Consider the following 14,089-nt stretch of genomic DNA (forward strand, 5'->3'; position numbering starts at 1 on the left):
TGCATAAAAAAGGGCAATCAACTTAGCTTTGATTGCCCTTTTTATTTAATATCTGTTACCGAGTAATACCACGATCTGAACGGATCAATGAATCTATCAGCAACTGTACTTCCGGATGCTTAGGCAGAATATCTCGAGTAAGCTCAATAATAGCCTGCTCTTTGGTTAAACCCTGACGATAAACAACTTTAAAGGCTTGTTTTAAAGCTGTAATCGTTTCAGACGGCCAACCACGGCGACGCATCCCTTCAAAATTCATACCGTGCGCTTTCGCAGGATTACCCGAAACCATGACATAGGCCGGAACGTCTTTTAGAATAAGACTTGCGCCACCTACCATCGAATATGAATCTAAGCGACAAAACTGATGTATACCGGAGTTACCACCAACAATCACGGTATCACCAATTTTAACGTGACCCGCAATGCCAACATTATTTGCAAATACACAATGACTGCCAATAACACAATCATGAGCCACATGCGTATTCACCATCAGGAGATTGTGATTCCCGATTTTAGTTAAGCCTTCATCTTGTGTCGTACCACGATGAATGGTGCATGACTCACGAATGACATTGTCATCACCGATCTCGAGCCAAGTTTCTTCACCCTGATATTTCAAATCCTGACAATCTTCACCGATGGTCGCGAATTGAAAAATACGATTCCGAGCCCCAATGCGCGTCCAACGACTAATAACAACATGAGGACCGATTACGCAACCGGCATCAATCGTAACCTGAGGTCCAACAATACTGTATGGACCGATACTCACTGATGGATCAATTTGCGCAGTCGGATCAATAATGGCAGTCGGATGGATAAAAGGATGGCTTGTTGTGTCAATGCTCATTGTCGTCTTAGCGTGATTAGTCCTGCGAACTTGCGTTCGAGTGTTTGGAGCCAAATCGTTTGCCTGACCTGACGCAAGGCTCATTTCACAATCTCCATATATTGTTCAATAACCAAAATTTCTGCACTGGCAGCAAGCTCATCACCAACTCTAGCCTGACATGCAAACTTGTATATTTTTTGTTTTGAAGTCAATATTGTAGCACTTAATGTCAATGTATCACCGGGAACGACTCGACGCTTAAAGCGTAACTTGTCTACACCTGCAAATAAATACATATAACCATCAACAGGTCGTTTTCCTTCAGTAATGAAACCCAATATGCCAGAAATCTGAGCCATCGCTTCTAAAATCATAACACCAGGCATAATGGGAGTTTCAGGAAAATGTCCTTGAAAAAACTGTTCATTAATCGTAACGTTTTTGATACCAACAATTGATTTTCCTGCTTCGACGGATAAAACACGATCCACTAACAGGAAAGGATAACGTTGAGGCAAAAACTCCCGAATTTCTTCAATGTGCATCGGAATATTGACTGAAAAAGGTAGACTCATAAAAACAAACTTCTGGGCTATGTCTACTTATTCTGCATGCTATTTAGAACATTTTTGGCCTAAAACGACAAGCTATGCTATAAAAATACAACGCAATAGACATGAAGTACTAGATATTTAATATTCAACCAACAATATCAGATCAGTAGGACTTGAGTAAAGTTTTTAACAAGTATTTGATATGGCTTTGCTTTTCTATACTTGTTGCTCATCAACAGGCTCAAGATGTAACTATTGATTACCAAGTTGTAATTCTAACCTTTCCAGCGCCAGTTGCAAACCTTTGATTTGCGCCGCCATCTCCCCTAGATGTCGAACTCTGACCGCACTTTTGCGCCAATCTGCTGTTTTTTCAAATGCTGAACCGGAGGAATAACTCCCCGACTCTTTAATTGAGCGTGTGATCATACTCATGGCTGTAATATGAACGCGATCTGTAATTTCAAGATGCCCAGCTACACCAACCAATCCACCCAAAATACAATGCGAACCGATTGTTGTACTTCCCGCCACACCCGTTCCTGCAGCAAGGGCGGTATGAGCACCAATTTTCACATTGTGTGCAATTTGTACTTGATTATCAATGATCACACCATCAGCGATAATCGTATCATCAAGCGCACCACGATCTATCGTGGTATTAGCTCCGATACGAACATCATCGCCAATCACCACACGACCCAGTTGCACAATCCGGTGCCAACGACCTTCTGCAGTTGCAAAGCCAAAGCCCTCAGCACCAATCACTGCACCCGCATGTATACGCGTGCGTTGACCGAGAATACAGCCATGATGAATCGTTACACCGTGACCTAACCAACATTTGGCACCGATCACACAGCTCCGACCAACATGCACCGATGAGATGAGTACTGCACCATCACCAATTTGTGCATGATCTTCAACAACAACAAATGGGCCAATCGAAACGTTTTCACCAATTGTGGCAAGTGGAGAAATCACCGCCGTAGGATGAATTGCAACTTCAACCGCATTAAACGGGTCAAACAGATGGGTTAATTGAGCAAAAACATAATAGGGATCAGAAACAACAATAGCAGAACCCGCAAAAGCCTCGCGGTCTGCTTCAGTCAAAATCATGGCGCCCGCGCCTGTTGTTTGCAATTGACCACGATATTGAGAATTCGCTAAAAAACTCAATTGAGTTGGGCCCGCTTGTGACAACGAGGCAAGTCCAGTAATGACTAGATTTTCATCACCAGAGACGACGGCAAGCGTAGATAATGGAAAAGCACCCTCAGCAATACGCTGATTCAGGTGCTTAACAATTTCACCAAGTGTCAATGACGACATTTATTTCGCTGCATTCAAACGGTCAGTGATTTTTTTAGTGAGGTCCGCAGTTGGAGCAGCCCAGATCACATATTTCTTCTCAACGATAACGTCGTAATTCCCTTCTTTACGCAAGTCTTCGATAATGCCTTCAAGCTTGGGCATTAATGTTTTCAGCATATTGGATTGGGCTTCTTCAATACGACGTTGTACGCCTTCAGCAGTACTGTTGTATTCATTCAATTTAGACTGCGCTTGAGTTTGCAACGCTTGTTTGTCTTTATCACTCATTACAGAGCCGTCTTTTTGAAAACGCTCTTGAAAACCTGTGATTTCTTTACGCAACTGCTCTAAGCGATCGCGTTGGCTTTTCAAACTTGTATTGAGTCCTTCAATGGTTTGTTTCGCCACATTGGATGCCAAAACTGCGGCTTGTGAATCAGCAACAGCCACGTTATTCGCATGAGCCAATGGTGAAAGGACCATGGCCGCTGCAAGACCTAAACCTGTGAATAATGAACGCATTATGTTTCTCCTTGTACATAAAATATAGCTAACGCAAAAGCGATTAACGTAAAGTAAAAAAACTTAAACTCGAAGATTAAAATACCCGACCAATAGCGAACTGAACCCGCTTGAGCTGATCGTTGGGCTTAGAATCGATTGGCTGTGCATAGCTCAACGCAATTGGACCAATCATCGTAATCCAGGTGAACCCAAAACCTGCGCTATAGCGGAAATTATTGGCACTGAATTTGTAGCTGGTTGTCCCCGTATCTGCAACGCCAGTGGTGTCAAACACCTGCCCGCCTTCAACAAATAAAACCGGACGGATCTGGCTTGCCCAATCACCCGCATAAGGGATTGGCAGAATCAACTCAAGCCCCCCTGTAATCAAGCCGTTACCACCCACGGATTCTGGATCTGGATCGGGACAAGTCGTTCCAGCGCCTTTACAATAGCCAATACCTGGACTTAAAGGTCCCAGCGTATAGTCGCGGTATCCGCGAACTGAGCCATAACCACCTGCATAAAAGTTCTTCCAGAATGGCAAGTCATGACCATAACCAAGTTTGGTATAGGCTCGAATTAGGAACTTATCCAAAAAATGGGTCGGTAATGGAAAGAATGCCTGTCCAGTGTAAGTGATCCGCTGATACTGCACATCACTACCCGGGAGTGTGGTATCTAACGAGATTTGATGTGACATACCCCGTGTCGCAAGGACTGGGCGATTCAAAGTGTTGTATGCCCAAGATAAATTCAGGTTATAGGTCAAGAAATCTTTATCATAAAGAGGATTGGCATCATCACCCGACTTATTCACAGCACCATGTGACAATAAGTAATTTTGCGCAACTTGCGATACAAAAGATGATGTTTTAATCGTTGTATTATCAACGTTTAAAGTAGCACTGACACTTTTGTTCTCATCGACTGGATAGCCAAATGTCATCGATGCACCGAGTGCATCAGAATAATAACGCTGCACATTATAAGTGCTGTCGAGTTTGGTATTTCTCATATAGAAATTGAAACCACGACTAACGCCATCGACCGTATAGTAAGGATCGAGAACATTAATGTTATAATTTTCAAGTGTTTCGGAACGAGAAACGTCTAAACCAACCTGTGTACCGGTACCAAAGAAGTTGGTTTGATTCAAGCCAAACTGGAACGTAACACCACCGTATTGTGAATAACCGACGGAGATACTACTGGTTCCTGAAGGCTGTTCTTCTACCGTAACATTGACATCGACTTGGTCATTGCTATTTGCAACGCGAGGGGTATCAATCGTGACCGTTTTAAAATAACCGGTGCGCTCTAAACGTACTTTTGATAGATCAATCTTCTCGTTGGACGCCAGAGAGCCTTCGAGCTGACGCATTTCACGGCGTAAGACTTCATCGGCGGTCTTATCATTCCCTTTGAAGTTAATCCGGCGGATATAGACCTGCTTGCCCGGATTAATGGCGTAATTCATTGTGACTGTTTTAGTCGGTTCATCAATCTCAGGAATCGGATTGATTTCTGCAAAATAATAACCGCTATTACCAAATTTCTTACTGAGGAGCTGCGTCGTTGCGGTCACTTCAGCCTGTGAGTATGTCGTTCCCGGTTTATAAATAACCAGTTGTTTCAGATCTTCATTCTTATACAGCGGATCACCAACAAACTTACTCTCGCCAAATTTGTATTGGGCGCCTTCATTCACGCTGACTTCGATAAAGATATTCTTCTTATCTTCACTAAGATTCAGCTGTGCACTATTGAGGGCGTAATGAATATAGCCTTTGTTTAAATATAATGATCTTAAGCTTTCTAAACTGGCGGTCATTTTCTCACGTGCATAGCGATCATCACGCGTTACGATAGAAGACCAATTACTGGATTTAACCTGAAATGCTTTTTTAATTTCATCATCAGAGAAAACCGTGTTACCCAATACACGAATATTGACGACTTTAGCCGCATTTCCCTCGTAGATTTTAAATGCTAAATCCACCCGATTATTAGGCTTAGGGACCGTCTCAATTTTAACTTCGGCATCATAGCGGCCTTGTTGGGCATATTGCTGCTCAAGTTCATTTTTAACCACTTGTAAAGACGAACGTTTCAGCACTTCGCCTTCGCTAATACCACCACCTTTGAGACCTTTGGTGAGAGAATCGGTTGGGATCAGTTTATTGCCCGTAATCGTCATCGTAGCAATCACCGGACGCTCAACGACTTTGAACAATAAAACATCTTGGTCGCGACTCGCCTGTACATCATCAAAATTACCACTGGCATAAAGCGCACGAATCGCCTCAGCCAATTTTTGTTCAGTAATCGTATCACCGCTCGCGATCGGCAATAGTGAAGATACACTCGCAGGTGATAAGCGAACTAACCCCTCTATACGAATATCTCGCGCGACAAAACCACTCGCGACGGACGATGTAGCAGCGAAAACGCTGGAAGTCGTCGCAGTCACCGCCATGCTGGTGACTATTGCTAGGGGCAGTAGTGCTAAAGGATGCTTCATGCCAACATTATCCACTTCAAACTAAAAATTTTAAGAAAACCTACCATCAATTGAATTAACGCTGTCTCAACTTTGACGTTAAAATAACCGTGTTAGATCATTAAATATTGCAACGATCATTAACATGCCAAGCATGGCAACACCCACTCGAAACCCCGCCTGTTGGATGCGTTCTGAAACAGGACGTCCAATCACAGCTTCAATAGCGTAATACACTAAATGCCCCCCATCAAGAATTGGAATGGGCATGAGATTCAGCACGCCTAAACTCACACTCATGATGGCCATAAAGCTAAAAAAAGCCTGCCAACCGATATCAGCCGTATGACCCGCAACTTTAGCAATGGTAATCGGGCCTGAAATATTATTCAGGCCGATTAGTCCACTCAACATTTTGCCAAAAGAGCTGACAGTCAATGTGGAGAGATGCCATGTCTTTTGTAATGCAAGCGATAAGGCCGACAATGGATCATGCTGGACAATTTGCTTATATTCCGCAGGAATTTCGTAGCGTTCTGTTTGTTCTGTTTTGGGTTTTAAGCCTAACAACCCAATTTTTGTACCAAAATCATCTTTTTTTGCAGCAGGTGTGAGTATTAATGTCTGCTGTTTACCCTGCCGCTCAATGACCACGGACAATTTCTGATCTGCGCTCGCATGAATAATCCGGGTCAATGCAATCCAATCACTGATCGGCTTGCCATTCACACTGATAAAACGATCACCAACCAACAATCCTTGCTTAGCACCCACTGCATCAGGCTGAATCTCACCGATGACCGCATCAATCTTAGGAGAATACGGATAAAAACCTAAGGTTGCCAGTGGGTCGGCCCCATTAGATCGCATAAAACTCTGTATAGGTAGCTGATGCGTCTCGACTAGACCTGAACGATTAGTCGTTACCGTAAGCTGACCCGTCTCACCCATGCGATCGATTAAAGCGTAATTGAGCTTCTCTAAATCGGGTGTGGACTTTCCATCAATCGCCGTAACTAAGTCCCCAGATTGAAGTCCTGCAACGGCTGCAGGTGAATGCGGTTCAACTTGCCAGATTCGAGTATTCAGCTGCTCAGATTTGGGTAAAAATAATATCCAAAATAGCAGTACTGCAAATAAAAGGTTGATCAATGGACCCGCAGCAACAATCGCCATGCGTTTCCAAACGGATTGACGATTAAATGCAAAAGGGAGATCTGCTTCGGCGACTTCGCCTTCGCGCTCGTCAGCCATACGTACGTAGCCACCGAGAGGAATAGCAGCGAACTGATATTGAACACCATCTTTACCACGCCATTTAAATAGCGCAGGTCCAAATCCAATCGAAAAAGTCAGAACTTTTACGCCACAACGTCTTGCAACCCAAAAATGACCAAACTCATGGATTGCCACCAGTGGACCCAAAAGAAGTAGTGCTGCAAAGATGATCTGGATAAAACTCATGTATACCTATATTAAATGCTTTTGCAAACTAGATTAAAATTAATGCTATGCAACTTTTTCAGCTAAAATTGAGCGTGCTATTTTTCGAGCAGCCTCATCATAATGTAGGATTGTGGCAAGGTCATGCGCTGCAATCATCGGTAATTGTGTAATAACTGCCTGAATTATGCGAGAAATGTCAGTAAATTTTATTTTATTGGCGAGAAAAGCAGCAACAGCAATTTCATTTGCCGCATTAAGTACAGCTGGTGTGGTGCCACCCGCCTCCATGGCTTCGCGTGCCAAACGTAAACACGGAAAACGCAGCTCATCTGGCTGTTCAAAATTCAAACTTGCATTCAAGAACAAATCCAGCGGCGCAACACCTGCATCAATTCGCTTTGGCCATGCTAATGCATGCGCAATCGGCGTACTCATATCAGGATTACCCATTTGTGCAAGTGTAGAACCATCTACATATTGCACCATTGAATGAATAATACTTTGCGGGTGTATCACTACCGTGACACGCTCAGGCGGTAAATCAAATAAATGACAGGCTTCAATAAGCTCCAGCCCCTTATTCATCAACGTCGCAGAATCAACTGTAATCTTCGCTCCCATCACCCAATTGGGATGTTTGGAAGCCTGTTCAGGCGTCACAAGCTCCAGTTGCTCAAGACTAAACTTACGAAATGGCCCACCTGAAGCCGTCAGTAATATCTGAGAAACGCCAGCACGTGAGGCATTGTAATGCAAGCTTTCTGAGCTTTGGAAATATTCTGCAGGTAGGCACTGAAAAATGGCATTATGTTCAGAATCGACGGGTAAAAGCGTTGCCCCCGACTGGCGAACACAGTCCATAAAAAGACTACCAGCCATCACCAAAGCTTCTTTATTCGCCAGTAATACACGCTTCCCAGCTTTAACCGCCGCAAGCGTTGGAGCGAGACCTGCAGCTCCTACAATGGCAGCCATCACAATATCGACTTCAGGATGTGCGGCTATCTGCTCAAGACCTTCTTCACCTTCCAGAACTTTAGGGACACGTGCATCAGGAAACTGATGCTTTAAATTCTGGCTGAACTGTTCAGCCATGGCGACAGGAACACAAACATATTGCGGCTCATACACGGCACACAATTGGATCAACTTATCCAACCGCGCATGACCACTTAACGCAAACACCTCATAGCTTTCTAAATGTTTATTGAGCACTTTGAATGTACTATCACCAATCGAACCCGTTGCGCCCAAAACGCAAATGCGTTGACGCGCTTTCTCATGATGTTGATGATGTGATGAGCTGTTTGCCGTTAGCATATTAGAATCCGCCAGCCAACCAAAAACCAAATGCAAAAATCGGTGCTGCAGCAAGCAAGGAGTCAATACGATCCAATACTCCGCCATGACCAGGCAAAAGTGTCCCTGAGTCTTTAATATTGGCCTTACGTTTTAATAACGACTCAAATAAATCGCCCAGTACTGATGCAAGCATGGTAATCACAGATAAAACCACAAAACCCACTAAGTGCAATCCAGCAAGTTGCCGATCATAAGCAACTGCGAAAACAACCACACAGGCAAGTGCTAGCCCACCAATCAACCCCTCAACGGTTTTATTCGGGCTGACATCTGGAATTAATTTATGCTTGCCAAAAAATTTACCTGTAAAATAAGCACCGCTATCGGCAACCCATACCAATGCAAATAAATACATGAGCCACCACGGTGAATCAGACCAAAGACTGTAGATCGCTAAGGTTGTCGCAATCAATAATAAAATACCAATCTGTGGTAACCAGCGTTCAGAGGTAATCCCTTCAAGTGGATATCGACGAACGGTTACGAGTGCCGAGAGCCAAAACAACGAAGCAACGCCCCAGATAATTGGCCAAAGATTGGCATAATAAGGTTGGATGTTATAGGCAACGACAGCAAGCCCAAAAGTGATCAGGACAAACTGAAACGGATGGGTATAAGCCTTGCCCTCACCCTTACCAAACTTAGTCCATTCATTGGCTCCTACAGCCAATGTGACGATCATGAGGATCACTATCGGGATCGGGCTTTTCGTCGCAAAAAGGCATAAGAGCACAATAGCGATAAGAATCAGTCCTGTCCGAATCCGTTCAAACATGACGATCACCTTTATTTTTATTTTCTATATTTGATGTTTCGGACTGGTATGCCAAAGCCTGTTCGCTCGTACGTCCAAATCGACGTTCGCGGAAAGAAAACTGCCCAAGCGCACGATCAAACTCAGCTTCATTGAATGCAGGCCATAACGTATCGGTGAAGTACAACTCGGCATAGGCTGCTTGCCAAAGCACAAAGTTGGATAAACGATATTCACCGCCTGTACGAATCAATAAATCTACGGGGGGTAAATCCCCCATTTGAATCTCTTGTTGCATGCGCACTTCATCAATCTGATCGACTTGAAGCTGACCCGCTTGTACTGCCGCGGCTAAACGCTGAGCGGCTTGCGCCATATCCCATAGCCCACCATAACTAATGGCAATGACCATGGTCATTTTTGCATCTTGAGCCGTCTGCCTTTCAGCATCGTCCATCAACTGTTGTAAACGTTCAGACATCTTTGAACGATCACCAATAAAACGCATTGCAATATTTTGACCCAGCATTCGAGGAACTTGCTCTAGCAAAGCCTGCTCAAACAACTTCATCAACAGCGCCACTTCATCTGGAGGCCTACGCCAGTTTTCGCTCGAAAACGCAAAAACCGTTAAGACCTCTAGTCCAAGTCGTCTTGCATGTTGAGCAATGACATCCAGTTGATCTTTGCCCGCGCGATGACCACCGCCATCGTGCAAATGATGCTGCCGACCATAGCGATTATTACCATCCATAATAATCGCAACATGACGCGGCAGGCTCCCTGCAGCATCGTAATCCATCAAATCTGGCGCTGACAAAATATTAAACCTGCAATAATTCGGCTTCTTTTGCCGCTAATTGTTTTTCAACTTCCGCAATATATTTATCTGTGAGCTTCTGAACGTCATCCGTAGCCTTACGTTCATCATCTTCAGTAATTTCTTTTTCTTTCAAAAGGTCTTTAACATCGCCTAAAACATCACGACGAATATTGCGTATCGCTACACGCGCATTCTCTGCCTCACCACGTGCCAGCTTCTGCATATTTTTACGGGTTTCTTCAGTCAAGGCTGGAAGAGGAACTCGAATAACATCACCAGAAATTGGATTTAAGCCCAAGTCGCTTTCACGAATCGCTTTATCGATGGTGCTGATCATTGAGCGCTCAAAAGGCTGCACAACCAAAGTACGCGCATCATCCACCCCTACGCTTGCGACTTGATTTAACGGCACGTCTGATCCGTAATAAGGCACCATCACGTCTTTCAACATGGCAGGATGAGCACGACCAGTGCGCACGCGAGAAAAACCAGACTCCAAAGACTCTAGGCTCTTACGCATCCGAATTTCGCCATCTTTTTTAAGATCATTTAACATATATTTTTCCCTTCAATTCCAACATATTTGAACATGAATGTATCAGCAAAGTAATGCGTATTGCTCGTTGACTCTAAAATTCAAGCTTTAGTCATATGAGCCTTTTATCACCACCTTGCGTTACATGCAACTTTCAACTCGTTCTATAGAGAACGAAACTTAAAATCAGAGCGACTTACTCACTCGTGTGCCTTCATTACCATCCATCACGACACTCAATAATGCACCCGCCTTATTCATATTAAAAACTTGCAAGGGCACATCATGATCGCGACACAGACAGATCGCAGTAAGATCCATCACTTCTAACTTTTCATCCAGCACTTGATCAAAGGTCAAATGCTCATAACGAATCGCATCATCATATTTATTTGGATCTTTATTATAGACCCCATCAACTTTCGTTGCTTTCAAAATCAGTTTAGCTTCAATTTCAATACCGCGTAAACAGGCTGCGGTATCCGTAGTGAAAAATGGATTACCCGTACCAGCAACAAACACACAAACGTCACCAGATTTCAAAAAACGAATCGCATTACGACTTGAATATTGCTCAACTACACCATTAATTGCGATTGCAGACATTAGACGCGTTTTGATATTACGACGTTCGAGTGCATCTCGCATTGCAAGGCCGTTCATGACCGTCGCGAGCATGCCCATTTGATCACCTGTCACGCGTCCAACCAGACCATCTTTTTGCAACTGGCTGCCACGATACAAATTACCACCACCGACCACGATACCAACCTGGACGCCTAAACCAACAAGATGGGCAATCGACAAACTCATTTGATCTAAAATATTGGCGTCGATTCCCATATCCTTGTTTCCTGCCAATGCCTCACCAGACAGTTTCAATAAAATCCGCGAAAAGCGTGGGCTTTTTTCTGTCATGAGAAACACTCCAAAACAAATGAGAAACGATAAAAAGAGAAGAGTAAATTTAAATGCAAACGTTGGGGTCGTTCAATTCATGAACAGGACATCGCAACACGTATTTAAAGCTTATATACCTTAGATACGACGAATACCACGCTGCATTCACTTTACGGTGAGGCATGGTAACAAAAGGGCGCGTTTAACGTAAGCAGCGCCGCGAGGGATTTTCTATGTATTTATGATGAATCTAAATAGCTCTTTTTTAATATGCTCCGCCAGAACACAAATTCAGAATTACAACCATATGATTAAGTTATATATTTACAAGATTGATGGTGCACAAAAACACCACACAACCCATTTTGTTTAATTTTCTAAAAAATAATCAATAAATCAAATTAGATACAGTAGAAAAGAGGGCATCTTCCCTACGATCAATTACTAGACAATTCAAAACTAAACAACAGGGATCTGCATCCCGCGTTGCACCGCTGGGCGACTTCCAACAAGTGCAAGCCAACGATACAGATCGACCTTTGTCGCTAGGCTTTCGGCGAGGACATCTTTTAGAAATGTTGTTGCCGCCAATGCCCAAGGATAAATCGCGATGTCAGCTATCGAATAGCGATCCCCTGCGACATAAGTCGCTTCACTGAGACGCTTATCCAATACTGTTAATAGGCGATCTGATTCCTCGGTGAATCGTTGAATCGCCAATGGAGATTTTTCTGTAGAGCGCACTCCGAAAAAACCAAGCTGGCCCAGCATAGGACCCAGCCCGCCCATTTGCCAATTCAGCCATTCAAGCGCCTTATAACGCCCACTCCCAGACTGATCTAAAAATTGACCGTGTTTTTCAGCTAAGTAAGTCAGTATCGCCCCACTCTCAAAAATCGTTAATTCACCGCCAACGGCTTCATCATCGACAATTGCTGGGATTTTATTATTCGGCGCGATTGCGAGGAAATCTGGTGAAAATTGTTCATTTTTCCCAATATTGATGGTCTTGACTTGGTATGGAATACCAAGTTCCTCAAGCATTATTGAAATTTTCCGACCGTTGGGGGTTGTCCACGTATAAAGCGTAATCATTGCTGGTCCTTAATTCACAGAATCGATCATATAAATAACTTTTTTCATTTCTAAGATAAAGAACGAACACCGTTATTGATAGGCAGTCTATTACCCTTGTTGCAGATTTGCTATATGCAACCATCAAATTTCATATCAAACGATACAAATATACTATCAGAAAGGCCGCCACGTGTTAAACTCGCCTATGTTATAATCAGTCAACGATTTAAAACGAGGATATTGTCATGGCGGAACGAGGACGCCCGCGTTGTTTTGAGCGCGAGGACGCGCTGCGCAAAGCAATGAATGTATTTTGGTGTAAAGGTTTTGAAGGCGCTTCACTGTCTGAGTTAACGACAGCGATGGGCATTAATTCGCCTAGCCTCTATGCCGCTTTTGGCAGTAAAGAAACGCTCTTTTTAGAAGCCGTAGAATTGTATCGCCAGACTGATGGGGCCGCGACCAGACAAGCATTTGATGCAGGAACAACCGCAAAAGAAGCCATTGCGGCACTGCTTGAAACGAGTAGCAGTTGCATCACACACAAGAAACATAACGACTCATTGCAAAATCATGACGGTGAAGCAAAATCTGATTTAGGTCAACCTACAGGATGTATGGTCGTCTTGAGTGCCTTGCATTGCTCGAATGAAAATCAAAAAGTTCAAGAACAACTCAGCAGTAAGCGGCGCGAAACCGAAGTGCTGATCCATGAGCGCCTTTTGCGCGGCGTACAAGACGGTGAGATTTCAAGTGAAGCAAACATTGCGGATATCGCTCGGTTTTATGTGACTATTTTACATGGCATGTCGATACAAGCCCGTGATGGTGCTTGTCAGGACATCTTACTTACTATCGCAAAGCAAGCGATGCTGGCTTGGGACTCATTGACGCTCGAAACTTCACGTGAAAAAAACAAAGCGGGTCAAGTCGCTGAATTAATATGACTGATCACATCTCACAAACGCCGCCTCATATGAAAGCGAATGATAAAGTCATCCTCTATGACGGCGTTTGTAAGCTGTGTAACGCGTGGAGTATCTTCATCATTAAATATGATCGGGCGCATGCCTTTAAACTTGCATCAGTTCAGTCTCCTGAAGGTCAGGCGCTTCTTAAATATTTCAACATGCCAACGACCCACTTCGATACCATGCTCTACATCGAAAATAATACGGCATACAGCAAAAGTACCGCTTTTTTAAATATTGTGCGTCTACTTCCCACACCCTTTAACCTTCTTAAAGTTTTACGTTTTATACCCACACCCCTGCGTGATTGGTGTTATGACCGTGTTGCCCTCAATCGCTATCGTTTATTTGGAAAATACGATCAATGCGTAGCACCGAGTCCTGAACACCAACAACGATTTCTATAAAAGCCCTGTTTAAAATATCAAAGTCACTCGTCACCTCGACTGCATGCTTTTACCCTCCTCACAATCCATTACATTTAAAAACCCCATTCAAGTCCCAC

Annotated in this window: 14 protein-coding genes; 2 read left to right on the forward strand and 12 right to left on the reverse strand. The window is 43.7% G+C overall.

Going from position 1 to position 14,089, the window contains the following annotated elements:
• Nucleotides 1–55 precede the first annotated feature (55 nt).
• The 12 genes from lpxA to HYN46_RS08900 all read right to left on the reverse strand — a co-directional run bounded on the left by lpxA (nucleotide 56) and on the right by HYN46_RS08900 (nucleotide 12,631).
• Complete coding sequence (gene lpxA, locus HYN46_RS08845; protein ID WP_114900694.1) at nucleotides 56–856, reverse strand: acyl-ACP--UDP-N-acetylglucosamine O-acyltransferase; 801 nt, start codon at nucleotides 854–856, stop codon at nucleotides 56–58.
• A gap of 80 nt (nucleotides 857–936) precedes the next feature.
• A complete protein-coding gene (fabZ, locus tag HYN46_RS08850) occupies nucleotides 937–1,413 on the reverse strand; it encodes a 3-hydroxyacyl-ACP dehydratase FabZ (protein ID WP_210009114.1) in 477 nt (158 codons plus the stop codon).
• Between the two features lie 231 nt (nucleotides 1,414–1,644).
• Nucleotides 1,645–2,727 carry a UDP-3-O-(3-hydroxymyristoyl)glucosamine N-acyltransferase gene (gene lpxD / locus HYN46_RS08855; RefSeq protein ID WP_114899045.1) on the reverse strand — a complete coding sequence of 361 codons (1,083 nt, stop codon included), beginning with the start codon at nucleotides 2,725–2,727 and terminating at the stop codon, nucleotides 1,645–1,647.
• Nucleotides 2,728–3,231, reverse strand: a complete 504-nt coding sequence (locus HYN46_RS08860; RefSeq protein WP_114899046.1) for an OmpH family outer membrane protein — start codon at nucleotides 3,229–3,231, stop codon at nucleotides 2,728–2,730.
• A 76-nt stretch (nucleotides 3,232–3,307) separates the two neighbouring features.
• Nucleotides 3,308–5,737, reverse strand: a complete 2,430-nt coding sequence (gene bamA, locus HYN46_RS08865; protein ID WP_114899047.1) for an outer membrane protein assembly factor BamA — start codon at nucleotides 5,735–5,737, stop codon at nucleotides 3,308–3,310.
• A 78-nt stretch (nucleotides 5,738–5,815) separates the two neighbouring features.
• Nucleotides 5,816–7,180: an RIP metalloprotease RseP gene (gene rseP, locus HYN46_RS08870; RefSeq protein ID WP_114899048.1), complete on the reverse strand. Its 1,365-nt coding sequence runs from the start codon at nucleotides 7,178–7,180 to the stop codon at nucleotides 5,816–5,818.
• Between the two features lie 45 nt (nucleotides 7,181–7,225).
• Nucleotides 7,226–8,482 (reverse strand): 1-deoxy-D-xylulose-5-phosphate reductoisomerase, encoded by a 1,257-nt coding sequence (gene ispC / locus HYN46_RS08875; protein WP_114899049.1) that lies wholly within the window; start codon nucleotides 8,480–8,482, stop codon nucleotides 7,226–7,228.
• Between the two features lies 1 nt (nucleotide 8,483).
• Nucleotides 8,484–9,299: a phosphatidate cytidylyltransferase gene (locus HYN46_RS08880; RefSeq protein ID WP_114899050.1), complete on the reverse strand. Its 816-nt coding sequence runs from the start codon at nucleotides 9,297–9,299 to the stop codon at nucleotides 8,484–8,486.
• Complete coding sequence (gene uppS / locus HYN46_RS08885) at nucleotides 9,292–10,080, reverse strand: polyprenyl diphosphate synthase (RefSeq protein ID WP_114899051.1); 789 nt, start codon at nucleotides 10,078–10,080, stop codon at nucleotides 9,292–9,294. The genes HYN46_RS08880 and uppS overlap by 8 nt, the downstream gene beginning before the upstream one ends.
• Before the next feature lie 22 nt (nucleotides 10,081–10,102).
• Complete coding sequence (frr, locus tag HYN46_RS08890) at nucleotides 10,103–10,657, reverse strand: ribosome recycling factor (protein WP_114899052.1); 555 nt, start codon at nucleotides 10,655–10,657, stop codon at nucleotides 10,103–10,105.
• 165 nt (nucleotides 10,658–10,822) lie between these two features.
• Nucleotides 10,823–11,554, reverse strand: coding sequence for a UMP kinase (gene pyrH / locus HYN46_RS08895; protein WP_114899053.1), 732 nt, complete (start codon nucleotides 11,552–11,554; stop codon nucleotides 10,823–10,825).
• Between the two features lie 441 nt (nucleotides 11,555–11,995).
• Nucleotides 11,996–12,631: a glutathione S-transferase N-terminal domain-containing protein gene (locus tag HYN46_RS08900; RefSeq protein ID WP_114899054.1), complete on the reverse strand. Its 636-nt coding sequence runs from the start codon at nucleotides 12,629–12,631 to the stop codon at nucleotides 11,996–11,998.
• Between the two features lie 227 nt (nucleotides 12,632–12,858).
• On the opposite strand from HYN46_RS08900, the gene HYN46_RS08905 reads away from it, so the two are divergent.
• Together HYN46_RS08905 and HYN46_RS08910 are read left to right on the forward strand one after the other, a co-directional pair.
• A complete protein-coding gene (locus tag HYN46_RS08905) occupies nucleotides 12,859–13,560 on the forward strand; it encodes a TetR/AcrR family transcriptional regulator (RefSeq protein ID WP_114899055.1) in 702 nt (233 codons plus the stop codon).
• Complete coding sequence (locus HYN46_RS08910) at nucleotides 13,557–13,991, forward strand: thiol-disulfide oxidoreductase DCC family protein (RefSeq protein ID WP_114899056.1); 435 nt, start codon at nucleotides 13,557–13,559, stop codon at nucleotides 13,989–13,991. The genes HYN46_RS08905 and HYN46_RS08910 overlap by 4 nt, the downstream gene beginning before the upstream one ends.
• Nucleotides 13,992–14,089: the final 98 nt, after the last annotated feature.

The sequence above is a fragment of the Aquirhabdus parva genome (assembly GCF_003351745.1).
In the GTDB taxonomy this organism is placed as follows: Bacteria; Pseudomonadota; Gammaproteobacteria; order Pseudomonadales; family Moraxellaceae; genus Aquirhabdus; species Aquirhabdus parva.